The organism is Chromobacterium haemolyticum, assembly GCF_002081825.1.
Taxonomy (GTDB): Bacteria; Pseudomonadota; Gammaproteobacteria; order Burkholderiales; family Chromobacteriaceae; genus Chromobacterium; species Chromobacterium fluminis.
Window position 1 is genome coordinate 145,371 of the sequence record NZ_MUKU01000011.1, and the last position, 13,025, is coordinate 158,395.

15 protein-coding genes are annotated in these 13,025 nt (G+C 60.3%); 11 read left to right on the forward strand and 4 right to left on the reverse strand.

The window, feature by feature from the left end; translation table 11 throughout:
* The first annotated feature begins 64 nt into the window (after positions 1–64).
* From B0T39_RS10865 to B0T39_RS10875, 3 genes are all read left to right on the forward strand, one after another.
* A complete protein-coding gene (locus B0T39_RS10865; RefSeq protein ID WP_081546458.1) occupies positions 65–421 on the forward strand; it encodes a hypothetical protein in 357 nt (118 codons plus the stop codon).
* 79 nt (positions 422–500) lie between these two features.
* A complete protein-coding gene (locus tag B0T39_RS10870) occupies positions 501–740 on the forward strand; it encodes a DUF2164 domain-containing protein (protein ID WP_081546460.1) in 240 nt (79 codons plus the stop codon).
* Between the two features lie 77 nt (positions 741–817).
* The gene (locus B0T39_RS10875) at positions 818–1,417 is read left to right on the forward strand and encodes a YdcF family protein (RefSeq protein ID WP_019103655.1); all 600 of its coding nucleotides are present in this window, start codon (positions 818–820) and stop codon (positions 1,415–1,417) included.
* An 82-nt stretch (positions 1,418–1,499) separates the two neighbouring features.
* On the opposite strand, the gene B0T39_RS10880 is transcribed toward B0T39_RS10875, so the two are convergent.
* Positions 1,500–1,856 (reverse strand): 50S ribosome-binding protein YggL, encoded by a 357-nt coding sequence (locus B0T39_RS10880; RefSeq protein ID WP_081546462.1) that lies wholly within the window; start codon positions 1,854–1,856, stop codon positions 1,500–1,502.
* 228 nt (positions 1,857–2,084) lie between these two features.
* On the opposite strand from B0T39_RS10880, the gene B0T39_RS10885 reads away from it, so the two are divergent.
* A complete protein-coding gene (locus tag B0T39_RS10885; RefSeq protein ID WP_176219537.1) occupies positions 2,085–3,788 on the forward strand; it encodes a hypothetical protein in 1,704 nt (567 codons plus the stop codon).
* Complete coding sequence (locus B0T39_RS10890) at positions 3,785–4,099, forward strand: hypothetical protein (protein WP_141111176.1); 315 nt, start codon at positions 3,785–3,787, stop codon at positions 4,097–4,099. The genes B0T39_RS10885 and B0T39_RS10890 overlap by 4 nt, the downstream gene beginning before the upstream one ends.
* A gap of 51 nt (positions 4,100–4,150) precedes the next feature.
* On the opposite strand, the gene ubiD is transcribed toward B0T39_RS10890, so the two are convergent.
* The gene (gene ubiD / locus B0T39_RS10895) at positions 4,151–5,626 is read right to left on the reverse strand and encodes a 4-hydroxy-3-polyprenylbenzoate decarboxylase (protein WP_081546468.1); all 1,476 of its coding nucleotides are present in this window, start codon (positions 5,624–5,626) and stop codon (positions 4,151–4,153) included.
* A 150-nt stretch (positions 5,627–5,776) separates the two neighbouring features.
* Here ubiD and B0T39_RS10900 point away from each other — a divergent pair, with 150 nt between their 5' ends.
* The 6 genes from B0T39_RS10900 (at position 5,777) to B0T39_RS10925 (ending at position 11,904) form a co-directional block, all read left to right on the forward strand.
* Positions 5,777–6,394, forward strand: a complete 618-nt coding sequence (locus tag B0T39_RS10900; RefSeq protein WP_081546470.1) for an OmpW/AlkL family protein — start codon at positions 5,777–5,779, stop codon at positions 6,392–6,394.
* A gap of 101 nt (positions 6,395–6,495) precedes the next feature.
* On the forward strand, positions 6,496–7,551 hold the full coding sequence (locus tag B0T39_RS10905; protein ID WP_081546472.1) for a PLP-dependent cysteine synthase family protein: 1,056 nt from the start codon (positions 6,496–6,498) through the stop codon (positions 7,549–7,551).
* A gap of 273 nt (positions 7,552–7,824) precedes the next feature.
* Positions 7,825–8,910, forward strand: coding sequence for an ABC transporter ATP-binding protein (locus B0T39_RS10910; RefSeq protein WP_081546474.1), 1,086 nt, complete (start codon positions 7,825–7,827; stop codon positions 8,908–8,910).
* Between the two features lie 6 nt (positions 8,911–8,916).
* Entirely contained in the window at positions 8,917–9,810 is an 894-nt protein-coding gene (locus B0T39_RS10915; protein ID WP_176219538.1) for an ABC transporter permease, read from the forward strand.
* Complete coding sequence (locus tag B0T39_RS10920) at positions 9,803–10,597, forward strand: ABC transporter permease (RefSeq protein ID WP_254894535.1); 795 nt, start codon at positions 9,803–9,805, stop codon at positions 10,595–10,597. Before B0T39_RS10915 ends, B0T39_RS10920 begins: the two co-directional genes overlap by 8 nt.
* A gap of 242 nt (positions 10,598–10,839) precedes the next feature.
* A complete protein-coding gene (locus B0T39_RS10925; RefSeq protein ID WP_081546478.1) occupies positions 10,840–11,904 on the forward strand; it encodes an ABC transporter substrate-binding protein in 1,065 nt (354 codons plus the stop codon).
* A 49-nt stretch (positions 11,905–11,953) separates the two neighbouring features.
* Here B0T39_RS10925 and B0T39_RS10930 read toward each other — a convergent pair whose 3' ends face one another.
* Together B0T39_RS10930 and B0T39_RS25825 are read right to left on the reverse strand one after the other, a co-directional pair.
* The gene (locus B0T39_RS10930; protein ID WP_081546480.1) at positions 11,954–12,589 is read right to left on the reverse strand and encodes a pyrimidine 5'-nucleotidase; all 636 of its coding nucleotides are present in this window, start codon (positions 12,587–12,589) and stop codon (positions 11,954–11,956) included.
* A 186-nt stretch (positions 12,590–12,775) separates the two neighbouring features.
* Positions 12,776–13,025 (reverse strand): hypothetical protein (locus B0T39_RS25825; RefSeq protein ID WP_217806223.1); only part of this gene is annotated, 250 nt, incomplete at its 5' end.

The following is a 13,025-nucleotide window of genomic DNA, read 5'->3' on the forward strand; positions in this document are numbered from 1 at the left end:
GCTTGCGGCGAAAGCGGAATACGGGTATAAAAAATGGTGCACCGCACAATTGAGAGGGCGACACATGCAAGCTGCGCTATGGTGGAGCTTGGAGTTTCCGCGCGGACTGTGCGCGCTGAGCGCCGAACAGTGGCGCATCCGGCGACAATGGCTGCGCTCAGGCTGTTTTTACGGCGTCGGGGTGTGGCGCGGCACCGCGCCGTGGCCGGACAAGCTGCGCCGCGTGTTGACGCGAGCGCGGGCGGATTGGCTGGCGCTGTGTTTTGACGACAGCCAGGCCGCGGAGGCCTTGCTCAACGAAATGCGGGCGCATCCCCTCTGGCGCGGCGAGGCCGGCGACCAACTGCTTGCCTGGCAATTGAACGGCCAGCGGCAGTGGCGGGCGGGCCTGCTGAAATGGGGGCGGACGCTGTCCACTTAACAGTGGGTGGGGAAACCGCTTCCAGCATCGGCGAATAGCCGCCATAATCGCGGCTTTCAATCGCACAGGGCGGCACGCCATGGCCAATCATTCAATGTTGACCCCCGCTCAGCTGCAAGCGCTGGCTCCGCAATTGCAACAGTATGCGCAAGACCAGTTCGGCATCGAACTGGGGCAGTTCGACGCGCAATTTTTGCTGGACTTCGTCGCCGATAAAATCGGCAGTGACATTTACAACAAGGCGTTGGACGACGTGCAACTGGCGCTCGCCGCGCGGATGGAGTCCTTGCAGGCTGCGATTTGGGAATTGGAGAAGTAGACGCCGCGCGTGCGGCCTTGCCGCTAGCCTCCGGTTTACGGGTACAATCGGCGTTCCACCCTTCACTTGCGGTACCCATGCTCTACTTGCGTTTGATGTTGAAAGGCTTTGTGCTGGCGATTTTGCTGGTGGTGCTGGGCTTCAGCTACGTAGCCTGGAGCATTGTCGATTTCGGCGGCAGCGCAAATGAACCGCAAGCCGATGCGGCGCTGGTGTTGGGGGCGGCGGCTTGGGGCAAGCGCCCGTCGCCGGTGTTCCGCGAGCGCATCAACCACGCGGTCAAACTGTATAAATCCGGCAAGGTGCGCTGGATCGTGTTCACCGGCGGTACGCCGGAACCGGGTTATCCATCGGAAGCCGATGTGGGCCGCGACTTCGCCGCCAAGCAAGGCGTGCCGATGACGGCGATGTTGGCGGAAAACCAGTCGCGCACCACTTGGCAAAACTTGGAGAACGCACGCGAGTTGAGCAGCCAGTTCGGCATCCGTTCCTTCCTCTTGGTCAGCGATCCGCTGCATATGCGCCGCTCGGTGCTGATGGCCACCGACATCGGCCTGACCGCCTATCCCGCGCCCACGCAATCCAGCCGCTACCGGACGCTGTCCAGTTGGTCCCGCTTTCTGGCCAGGGAAACCTGGCTCTATATCGGCTATAGAGTGTTCCGCAAGCTGTCCTGACGCTATCAGATGGTCAGTCCATTGGACGCGGCATAAAAAAAACCGGCTAGAAGCCGGTTTTTTCACATTGGAGGGAGGAAGATCAGTGGTTATGCCACAGATCGATCAATTCGCCGCCTTCCACCGATTTCACTTCGGCGCGCGCTTGCAGCCAGGACAGCAGTTGCTGGCGCAACTCGTCGCTGATCTTGACCTCGCCCACCGGGAAGGCCACGCCTTCCAGCTTGCCGGCGCCGTCGAAATGGCCGCCGAAGCTGATGCCGGCGTCGTCCACCTGGACCAGCCAGGCGTCCAGCAGGGTTTCGGAATCCGCGCCCTCGTGCAGCAAGGCGATCAGATGGAAGCCCAGTTCGCGGAATTCGCCAACGCGCATTTTCTTGCGTTGACGGGTTTTCAGGCGGCTCAGGCGATGCGGGGAATTGGGGTTGCGAAGGGACATGACAGCTCCTTATTCAAAGACCTGGCGATGATAGCAGGCTTGCCCGCTTTGCGCTTCGTCGGCTGTGCGTAGGTTTCTGTCACTCTAACTAAACAAATATCATAAAAAAATGTAATTATTTGCCGTAGTCATTGCCATTGGAATGGAATTAGTATTTTTTCTCATTCTCAATACATGAAATGGATGACTACAGGGATGAAACACACAAAAACAATATTGGCGGTATCCGTGATTTCAGCGTTGTTGAGCGCATGCGGCGGAGGTGGCGGCGGCAGCGCCGGCAGTAGCGGTTCGGCCGCTGGAGCGTCGGCATCTGGGAGGATGCTGGCGGCGGACGGCGCGGAGGTGACCTCATTGCAGTGCTCGGGCAATGTGTGCCGTTTGCCGGCGTCGGCCAGCAGGGCGCAACCGGGCTCTGTCTACCAGTACACCAATACCGGCGCGCAGGCGCAAACGGTCTCTATCAGCGGCAATCCCTTGAGCGCCGCCTGGCAAATGGTGGTATCGCGTGTCAGCGCCGGCGACACCTCCAGCCAGGCCAAGCTCGGCGCCTCCGGTCTGCGCGGCGGGTCCGACGCCGCCGCGGAGCGCCTGGAGGCGGAAAGCCAGGCGGTGACGGCCGCGGTGGGCGCGGCGGCGCGCTCCGGCGCTTTGTCGTTGCGGGGCGCTGGTTCGCACCGCTTGTTGGCGGAGCAGGCCAGTTTGCAGGCGGCCAGCTACGTTATCGGCGACAAACGGGTTTGGCATGATATGGACAGTGACAGCGCCACCAGCCTGCAAGCCATGCGGGATTTGCCCAACGGTGGCGGCAAGGTCTATGTGTGGGCGCAGGACGGGTTGGACGTCAGCGTCGGCAGCGATCAGGCCGACGCGCTGGCCGAGCGCTTCGCCAACAGCGTCTACCCGCTGGAAGCTTCGGTCGTCAGCGAGCCCTGGGGCGATGACATCGATCCGGGCTGGCGCGCGCTGGCCCTGCCCGGCGACACCAAGGACGTGCATCTGGTGCTGAGCCGGCTGAATGATCCGAATCAGGCCAATGGAAGCCGCTTGCTCGGCTATGTGCGCTGGACCAACGCCTTGCTGGCGTCGGCCGCGCCGACCATGTGCGGCGCGGATCAAGAGTGCCGCGACGTGGTGGGCAAGAGCAACCAGGCCTTGGCCACCTTCGTGGACCTGGATACCTTCGCCCAGGCGGATCCGGGCCGCAACTGGAGCATGAAGGGCAATGGCCCCAGCCTGGCCTTGTCCACGCTGGCTCACGAATACCTGCACGTGCTCTACGCCTACAACAAGATTTTGCGCAAGCCGCCGGGCTCCGGCAGTCCAACGGTGTGGGAAAACGAGCTGGCGGCCCAGACCATGGGCTATCTGGTGTCGGCGGACACCTTCACCGGCGGACGCGGCAGCGACGCCAACTCCCATCCGGACCTGCGCCGCGGCGGGGACTTTGAAAGCTTCCTGCGCCGGCCGGCCTGCAATCTGAAGGGCTGGAGCGTGGCGGCGTCGAATTACACCTGCTACCCGAAAGCGTTGGCGGCGGGCATGCAGATGCTGCACCAGTTCGGCGCGGGGGTGATGAAGCCGTGGGTGACTGGAGCCAATACCGGCGAGCGCGCCTTGAACGATGGTTTGCGCGCGGCGGGCGCCGGGGATTACAGCAGCTTGATGCTGCGCCTCAACACCACGCTGGCGCTGGGCGGCAATCCTGCCAGCGGTTACGGCTTCCCGGCCAAGACGCTGAGCCTGCCGGCCAATCAGTACTTCCCCAACGGCAAGAGTTTGTTGCTGCCGGCGGTGCCGTTCCAGGCGCAGGAAATCGGCTGGAGCGCGTTGGCGACGGCGGAAACCTATAAGCAGAGCCTGCCGCTGTCACGCGGCGTGGCGCGAGTGACGGTGCCGGCCAACAGCCATCTGATCCTGGTCAAGCCATGATGCGCGGGCTGCTGCTGTGGCTAGGTCTTTGCGCCGGCGCCGGCGCGATGTCGCTGCCGCCGTGGGAGGAGGGCACCCTGGTGGCCGTCGGCGCGCCGCCGCTGGTGCGCTTGGGAGTGGAAAAGGGGGATGGCGGCACCTTCGTCATCCAGCCCGCTACCGACGGCAAGGGCCTGGGGGCCGCGGAAGTGGCCGCGTTGAAGAAACGGACTGGTTCGCGCATTCGCTATCGGGTCGGGCCTTACCTAACCCATCCGTTGCTGGGGCGCGAGGCCGTGTTGCTGCAGGCGGAAGTGCTTGAACCGCGTTGAATCGTAAAAAACGCCTGGCTTCGAAAGAGGCCAGGCGTTTGTATTCCGGGCTTACAGGCCCAAATCCCGCCACATCCCGTCTACGCGCTGCTTGACCGCCTCGTCCATCACGATGGGCACGCCCCATTCGCGGCTGGTTTCGCCCGGCATCTTGTTGGTGGCGTCCAGGCCCATCTTGCCGCCCAGGCCCGACACCGGGCTGGCGAAGTCCAGGTAGTCGATCGGCGTGTGCTCGATCAAGGTGGTGTCGCGCACCGGATCCATGCGCGTGGTGATCGCCCAGATCACTTCCTTCCAGTCCCGGGTGTTGACGTCGTCGTCCACCACCACGATGAATTTGGTGTACATGAACTGGCGCAGGAAGCTCCAGCATCCCATCATCACCCGCTTGGCGTGGCCGGGGTATTGCTTCTTGATGCTGACCACCGCCATCCGGTAGCTGCAGCCTTCCGGCGGCAGGTAGAAATCGACGATTTCCGGAAACTGCTTTTGCAGGATGGGCACGAACACCTCGTTCAGCGCCACGCCCAGCACCGCCGGCTCGTCCGGCGGCTTGCCGGTGTAGGTGCTGTGGTAGATCGCGTTCTCGCGCAGGGTGACGCGGTCCACGGTCAGCACCGGGAAGCGGTCCTGTTCGTTGTAATAGCCGGTGTGGTCGCCGTAAGGGCCTTCCATCGCGGTATCGTCAGGGTGGATATGGCCTTCCAGCACGATTTCGGCGCGCGCCGGCACTTGCAGGTCCGAACCCAGGCATTTCACCAGCTCGGTGCGGCTGCCGCGCAGCAGGCCGGCGAACTGATACTCGGACAAGCTGTCCGGCACCGGCGTCACCGCGCCCAGTATCGTCGCCGGGTCGCAGCCCAGCACCACCGCCACCGGGTAAGGTTTGCCGGGGTGCTGTTGGCAGAATTCGCGGTAATCCAGCGCGCCGCCGCGGTGGGCCAGCCAGCGCATGATGACGCGGTTCCTGCCTATCAGCTGCTGGCGATAAATGCCCAGGTTCTGGCGTTTCTTGTTGGGACCGCGGGTCACGGTCAGGCCCCAGGTGATCAACGGGGCCACGTCTCCGGGCCAGCAGTGCTGGATGGGCAGCCGTTCCAGATCCACTTCCTCGCCTTCCCAGACGATTTGCTGGCACGGCGCCTTGCTGACCTCCTTCGGCGCCATCGACAGCAGCTGTTTCAGCAAGGGCAGCTTGTCCCAGACGTCTTTCAGGCCCTTGGGCGGCTCCGGTTCTTTCAGATAGGCCAGGGTCTTGCCGATCTCGCGCAGCTGCATCACGTCGGCGGCGCCCATGCCCAGCGCCACGCGCTCGGGCGTGCCGAACAGATTGGCCAGCACTGGGTAATCGAAGCGTTTGCCATCCTTGACTGGCTGTTCGAACAGCAGCGCGGGACCGCCGGCTTTCAGTACCCTGTCGCCGATCTCGGTCATCTCCAGATGTGGGGAGACCGGGGCCGCAATTCGTTTCAGCAGGCCTTGTTGTTCCAATTGGGAGACAAACTCCCGTAAATCTGCATATTTCATGACCATCTCATGATCTGGCGCAAAGTTTGATATTAGGTGCTTGGATAATCTGCCACCGGACGCCGAACGCTACTGCTGCCCGCAGTCAAAGTCAACGATGGCGGCAAGCGCCAGGCCTGCATTCGACCAAACATGACAGGAGAACCCAATATGAAAAAGCTCGCTCTCGCCGCAATGATCGGCCTGGTTTCCGCTAGCGCTTTTGCCGCCCAAGGCGACATCCTGGCGCGCTTCCGCGTGATCAATGTTAACCCGGACGCCAGCTGGAGCAACTCCGGCGCGGTGGCGGGCTTGAATGTCGACGCCAAGGACAGCTGGGCGCCTGAGGTCGATTTCACCTACATGATCACCAACAATATCGGCGCCGAGCTGATTCTGGGCACCACCCGCCACGAAATCACCACCAACGCCTTCGGCTCCGTCGGCAAAGTCTCGGTGCTGCCGCCGACCCTGACCCTGCAATACCACTTCGCGCCGGAAGCCACCTTCCGTCCGTACGTGGGCGCCGGCATCAACTACACCCGTTTCTACAATGACGGCCTGAAAGTGGGCGGCGTGACGGATCTGAGCGTGAAGAAAAACAGCTGGGGCCCGGCGCTGCAACTGGGCGCGGACTACGCGATCAACAAAAGCTGGTTCGTCAACCTGGACGTCAAGAAAATCTGGATCAAGACCGACGTGACCGCGGATCAACTGGGCGGCGCCAAACTGGGCGAACTGAAGATCGACCCGTGGGTATTCGGCATCGGCTTCGGCACCAAGTTCTGATCGTAAAACCTTTACGAGCCCAAGACGCCCTACGGGGCGTTTTTTCTTGCTTGTCGCGTTAGAATGGCCGATTGAGAACTTTCCGACACTGGAGAAGCAAGATGACTGATTGGGTTGCCCAGGCGGTGCGCAAGATCGAGGCCGATTTCAATCGCTCCAGCGACACGCATCTGATTCCGTTGCCCATCCCCGGCGCGCCGGAGATACAGCTCTATTTCAAGGACGAATCCACTCACCCCACCGGCAGCCTCAAGCACAGGCTGGCGCGCTCGCTGTTTCTGTACGGCTTGTGCAATGGCTGGATTCGCGAAGGCAGCACCATCATCGAGGCCTCCAGCGGCAGCACCGCGGTGTCCGAGGCCTATTTTTCCCGCTTGTTGGGCCTGCCCTTCATCGCGGTGATGCCCAAGAGCACCTCGCAGGAAAAAATCCGCGCCATCGAATTCTATGGCGGTTGCAGCCACTTGGTGGACGATCCGGCCACCATTTACGACGAGTCCAAACGCCTGGCGCAGGAGCTGAACGGCCATTATATGGACCAGTTCACCTACGCCGAACGCGCCACCGACTGGCGCGGCAACAATAATATCGCCGACACCATTTTCACCCAAATGGCGTACGAGCCCAATCCGGTGCCGGACTGGATCGTCTGCGGCGCCGGCACCGGCGGCACCTCGGCCACTTTTGGCCGCTATGTGCGCTACCAGAAGTTGCCGACCAAGGTGTGCGTGGTGGACCCGGAAAACTCGGTGTTCTACGACAGTTTCCATACTGGCAGCATGGATTGTCGCTGCGAAGGCGGCTCCGGGGTTGAGGGCATAGGCCGGCCGCGGGTGGAACCCTCTTTCATTCCGACTGTCATCGACAGTGTTATCCGGGTGCCCAATGTCGCCAGCTACGCCGCCATCCACTTTCTGGAAGAAGTGCTGGGACGCCGTTGCGGCGGCTCCACCGGCACTAATTTTTACGGCGTTTGCGAGCTGGTGGGGCAGATGCGCAGCCAGGGCCGCAGCGGTTCCATCGTCACGCTGATCTGCGATGACGGCAACCGCTACCTGGGCAGCTACTACAACCACGACTGGCTGAAGGCCAACGGTTTCGACATCTCGAGCTGGGTGGAGCGCTACCGCCGCTTCTTCAACGAAGGGCAGTGGTAAGCGCTGTTTGGCGGCTCGTAGACGGCGAGATGCCGACAGTTGTTGTCAAAAAGCATCAATTATTTGAATTGGAACCATGTTGCGCCGCACCGAAAACCAGCGGGCGGCGCGCGGTTTTCTGCTGAGAAAATAGCAACTTACCGCCCCAGTTCGAACGCTTGGCACGCACAATGGAAAAAATGCGCTGAGGTCTTGAATTTTCAAGGGATTTCAACGGCCTCAGCTTTATCTTTTTTGTTAAACTGGCGCCCTTTTTCTTGGGCGGGGAAGATAATGGCTCTCCTTGAAATCAAAAATGTCGTCAAGCGCTTCGGCGACTACACGGCGGTCAACAATGTCAGCTTGTCGGTAGAAGCCGGCGAGTTCTTCACCCTGCTCGGGCCCTCCGGTTGCGGCAAGACCACCTTGCTGCGCATGTTGGCCGGTTTCGAGCAGCCGGATTCCGGCCAGATTCTGCTGGATGGCCAAGACATGTCGCAGGTGCAGCCGGAAAAACGTCCGGTGCACACCGTGTTTCAAAGCTATGCCTTGTTCCCGCATATGACAGTGCGCGAGAACATCGCCTTTCCGCTCAAGATGGCCAAGTGGGACAAGGTCAAGATCGCCGCTCAGGTGGATGAGTTGCTGGAAGACGTGCGCCTGACCCAGTTCGGCGACCGCTACCCGCATGAGATGTCCGGCGGCCAGCGTCAGCGCGTGGCCATCGCCCGAGCGCTGGTGGATCGTCCGCGGCTGCTGCTGTTGGACGAACCCTTGTCCGCGCTGGACGCCAAACTGCGCGAAGAAATGCAGTTGGAACTGATCAATCTGCAAAAAGAAGTGGGCATCACCTTTGTGTACGTTACCCACGACCAGGGCGAAGCGCTGGCGCTCAGCCACCGCATCGCGGTGATGAGCCACGGCCAGGTGGAGCAATTGGACGCGCCGGAAACCATTTACAGCAAACCCAAGAACCGCTTCGTCGCGGACTTTCTCGGTCAGTGCAATGTGCTGGAAGGCAAGGTCAAGAGCGTGGACGGCGACACCATGCTGGTGGACCTGAAAGGCTGCGGCGAAGTGCGCTGTCTGACCGTGCCGGACGTGCGCGAAGGGCAGACCGGCTGGCTGGCGTTGCGGCCGGAGAAGGTCAAGCTGGACAAAAGCTTGCCTGCTCACCACGACGAGGCTTATTTCAAGGGCCGCGTTCACGATTGCCTGTACCTGGGCGACGTCACGCTCTACGTGGTGGAAGTGGGCGAAGGCGTGATGGTGGAAGCGATGCTGCCCAACAGCATCCCGGGCGTCGCCAAATTCTTTGACGACAACGACATCGTGGAACTGGCCTGGCGCTTCGACGCCGGCAGCTTCCTGACGGAGTAAACGCGCATGGCGATTCGAGATCGATTCGGCAAGTGGGCGCTGTCGTGGCCGCCGCTGGTCTACCTGATCCTGTTTTTCCTGGTGCCGTCGCTGATCATGGTGGTGGCGGCTTTCCGCAATCCGGGCGATTACGGCGGCCTCGCGCCGATGTATTACCTCGAGGAAGGCAAGCTGGTCTGGGATCTGACCCTGGACAACTTCTACCGGCTGGTGGAGGAACCGCTCTATATCGAGCTGTTCATCAAATCCGCCGGCTACGCGGGGATCACCACCATGGTCTGCCTGCTGATGGCCTACCCGCTGGCCTGGCTGATCGCCCGCTCCGGCAAGAAATACCGCGACCTGATGCTGCTGCTGGTGATCCTGCCGTTCTGGTCCAACTTCCTGATCCGCATCTACGCCTGGATGATTATCCTGGGGCCGCAATCGGCGTTCACCAAGATGCTGAACGTGGTGGTGACCTCGCTGGGTTTTGAACCGGTGCGCCTGCTGTTCACCCCGTTCGCCGTCATCGTCGGCCTGGTCTATGTGCACCTGCCCTTCATGGTGTTGCCGTTGTACGCCAATCTGGAAAAGCACGATATGGCTTTGCTGGACGCGGCACAGGATTTGGGCGCCAACGTCTGGCAACGCTTCTGGCGCGTCACCTGGCCGCTGTCGTTGCCCGGCGTGTTCGCGGGCTCCGCGCTGGTGTTCATCCCGGCGCTAGGCATGTTCGCGATTCCGGACATCCTGGGCGGCACCGATTCCATCATGATAGGCAACCTGATCAAGCAGCAGATACTGGACACTCGCGATTGGCCGTTTGGCTCGGTGCTGTCCATCATGTTGACGGGCGGCGTGCTGCTGATTGCGGCCTTGGGCGCAATGGTGGGTAGAGGAGGCAAGAAACGTGGCTAAGAAACAATCCCGTTGGTTGTGGGCGTCGGCGATGCTGACCTACGCCTTCCTCTATCTGCCGCTGGTGATCGTGGTGCTGTACTCGTTCAACGACTCCAGGCTCAATGCGGAATGGGTGGGCTTCACCCTCAAGTGGTACGACAAACTGTTCCACAACGAGAAGATGCTGAGCGCGGCGGCCAACTCGCTAATCATCGGCATCATCGCCAGCGCCTGCTCCACCGTGCTGGGTACCTTGGCCGGCATCGCCATGCATCGCTACAAGCTGCGCCTCCTGCCCTTCCTGGTGCTGACGCCCATCGCCATTCCGGAATTGTTGATGGGGGTGTCGCTGGTGATCTTCTTCGTCATCGTCAACCAACTCCTCGGCATTCTGGAACTGGGCATGATCACCATCCTGCTGTCCCATGTGGCCTTCTGCATCGGTTTCGTCGCCATCGTGGTGCGCGCGCGGATGCAGGGCATGGACGACAGCCTGGTGGAAGCGGCGCGAGATCTGGGCGCGACGCCGTTTCAGGCCTTCCGTCTGATCACTCTGCCGGTGATCAAGCCGGGCATCATCGCCGGGGCGCTGATGGCCTTCACCCTGTCCATCGACGACTTCGTGATCACCTTCTTCACCGCCGGCGCCGGCGCCAGCATGCTGCCGTTGGAGATCTACTCGATGATCAAGATCGCGGTAACGCCGGAAGTGAACGCCGTTTCCAGTTTGCTAATGCTGTTGACCTTGGTGCTGATCGTCATTGCTTCGCGCGTGTCGCCCAGCGCGTTGCGGGCCAATGGCTGAAAGCCTGTTTACGATTTGCTGCGCGTCGGCGATACGGCGTTGAAAACACCTTCAGAATGCTCATGTACTCTATGTACAGTCCGCTTCTTCAGCTGTTTTCGCCTTGTCCCGCTCTAGCTCGCGAGATCGTAAACACGCTTTGAGAGTCTGTTTTAAGTAGTAGGGCCCCGGCCGGGCGCAAGGGAGCCGGCCGGTTTTTCATGTAGTCGCAACGCACTTGTGCGAATAGAAGGAAAAACGCAATGAAAAAAGTCCTCGTGACGCTTGCCCTGGCCGTATCTGCTCAGGCGTACGCAGCGGAAGAACTGCACCTCTACAACTGGAACAACTACCTGTCGGAAAGCACCGCCAAGAGCTTTGAAGCTTACTGCAAGTGCAAGCTGGTTCAGGACTTCTACGGCGACAACGAAGAAATGCTGGCCAAGCTGGCCGCCGGCGCCAAGGGCTACGACATTGTGGTGCCCACCGGCTTCGCGGTGGAAGCGCTGATCAAGCAGGGCAAGGCTCAGCCGCTGGATAAAAAGCAGCTGTCCAATTTCAAGAACCTGAACGCAGGCTATCTGAACAGCTTCTTCGACAAGGGCAACCAGTATTCCGTCCCTTACGCCTTCACCACCACGCTGCTGGGCTACAACGAAACCAAATTGAAAGAGCTGGGCTTGCTGGACAAGGCCAATAGCTGGGCCTTGATCTTTGATCCGGTCGTATTGGCCAAGCTCAAGGGCAAGATCACGGTGCTGGATTCCCAGCGCGAACTGGTGTCCGCCGCTTTGATGTATCTGGGCAAGCCGGCCAACTCGACCAACCCGGCGGACTGGAAAGCCGCGCGCGACGTGATCCTGAAGGCCAAGCCTTACTGGGCCGCCTTCAACAATCAGTCCTACATTAAGGAGTTGACGGTAGGCAATATATATGTCGCGTTGGGCTATTCCAACGATATGTACCAGGCGCAGCAGGACGCGAAGAAAGCCGGCCGCAAGTTCGGTGTCAACTTCTCCTTGCAGAAGGAAGGCAACACCCTGTCGCTGGACAACTTTGTGGTATTGAAGGATGCGCCGCGCAAGGACCTGGCCTACAAGTTCATCAACTTCATGCTGGACGGCAAGAACGCTTCCGGTCTGACCAACGAGATGGGCTCGGGCAACCCCAACGCCGCCGCCGGCAAGTTCGTTAAACCGGAACTGACCAAGGTACATGCGATCTTCCCGACCGCCGGCGAACTGCCGCGCCTGCAGCAGTTGAAAGACCTGAACGCCAAGGACCGCCGCGAGCTGAACAAGGTGTGGTCCGAGATCAAGTTGAAGTAAGCGGGACACTCTATATAGGAAAAGGCCGGGAAACCGGCCTTTTTTCATCTCAGTCCCAGCGTCGGCGCGCCAACTCTCCTATGGAGGCGATGCGGATGTCTACATGCGCCGGTCGCCGCACCTGCTTGCTGACCCAGATTGTTTTCATGCCCAGCTTCTTCGCCGTCAGCAGATTGGGCAGCGAGTCCTCCACCATGATGCAGTGCCGCGGATCCAGTTTCTCTCTGGCCAGCACTTTACGGAAGGCGCCCACGTGAGGCTTGGGCACATAGTCCAGTTGCTCGACGCCATATATGGAGTGGAAGTGCCGCTCTATCGCCAGACGCTGCAAGATGCCCTCCACATAGTGATGCGGCCCGTTGGAGAAAATCACCTTGCGGCCGGGTAGGGCGCGCAGCGACTCCGCCAGATTGTGTTCGGCGAACAGCCACTGCTCCAGCTCCTCCAGCTTATGGGTTTCCAATAGAAAGTCGTGCGGATCAATGTTGTGATGAGTCACCAGGCCGTGCATGGTGGCGCCGTACTGCGCCCAGTAACGTTCTCGCAACAAGCGCGCTTCCACTGCGTCCACCTGCAGATGTTTCATCATATAGGCGGACATCGCATGGCTGATGTGGGCGAAAATCCCGCCGCTGGCGTGGTGCAGCGTGTCGTCCAAGTCGAAAATCCAAGTTTTGTTGCGCATTGTCGTGCTTCTAGAAGGGCGGACGAGGGGAGGAATTATCGTTTTTTCAATCCGAAAGCGACAGTCCTTATCAGTGCCGGCGGGGAGTCTCAAGTTTGTTTGCGCGGATGATTCAATATAAATCATGGAGATAGCCTGCAGGAGGCGGCTTTCGTCAAAAAACTTTCACAAAAGGTGTTGACGGGTTTAGGGGGGTGACGTATAGTTCGCCTCCTCAGCAGACAACGCAGCGGCGGAAACGAAGCGCAGCGATCTGCACCGTTCTTTAACAAAACGAATAACCGATAGGTGTAAGTGCTCGGTCGATGACCAAACACTTGCACTGCAAGACGAGAGATATCTTGATGTTTCTTTGATCTTGCGTGCCAGAAAATTTGCTTGGAATTGAACTGAAGAGTTTGATCCTGGCTCAGATTGAACGCTGGCGGCATGCTTT

What these genes read in the sequence shown, in the direction of transcription:
- B0T39_RS10865 (WP_081546458.1), top strand. Translation starts at nt 65, where the DNA reads ATGCAAGCTGCGCTATGGTGGAGCTTGGAGTTTCCGCGCGGACTGTGC.
- B0T39_RS10870 (WP_081546460.1), top strand. Translation starts at nt 501, where the DNA reads ATGGCCAATCATTCAATGTTGACCCCCGCTCAGCTGCAAGCGCTGGCT.
- B0T39_RS10875 (WP_019103655.1), top strand. Translation starts at nt 818, where the DNA reads ATGCTCTACTTGCGTTTGATGTTGAAAGGCTTTGTGCTGGCGATTTTG.
- B0T39_RS10880 (WP_081546462.1), bottom strand. Translation starts at nt 1,856, where the DNA reads ATGTCCCTTCGCAACCCCAATTCCCCGCATCGCCTGAGCCGCCTGAAA.
- B0T39_RS10890 (WP_141111176.1), top strand. Translation starts at nt 3,785, where the DNA reads ATGATGCGCGGGCTGCTGCTGTGGCTAGGTCTTTGCGCCGGCGCCGGC.
- ubiD (WP_081546468.1), bottom strand. Translation starts at nt 5,626, where the DNA reads ATGAAATATGCAGATTTACGGGAGTTTGTCTCCCAATTGGAACAACAA.
- B0T39_RS10900 (WP_081546470.1), top strand. Translation starts at nt 5,777, where the DNA reads ATGAAAAAGCTCGCTCTCGCCGCAATGATCGGCCTGGTTTCCGCTAGC.
- B0T39_RS10905 (WP_081546472.1), top strand. Translation starts at nt 6,496, where the DNA reads ATGACTGATTGGGTTGCCCAGGCGGTGCGCAAGATCGAGGCCGATTTC.
- B0T39_RS10910 (WP_081546474.1), top strand. Translation starts at nt 7,825, where the DNA reads ATGGCTCTCCTTGAAATCAAAAATGTCGTCAAGCGCTTCGGCGACTAC.
- B0T39_RS10915 (WP_176219538.1), top strand. Translation starts at nt 8,917, where the DNA reads ATGGCGATTCGAGATCGATTCGGCAAGTGGGCGCTGTCGTGGCCGCCG.
- B0T39_RS10925 (WP_081546478.1), top strand. Translation starts at nt 10,840, where the DNA reads ATGAAAAAAGTCCTCGTGACGCTTGCCCTGGCCGTATCTGCTCAGGCG.
- B0T39_RS10930 (WP_081546480.1), bottom strand. Translation starts at nt 12,589, where the DNA reads ATGCGCAACAAAACTTGGATTTTCGACTTGGACGACACGCTGCACCAC.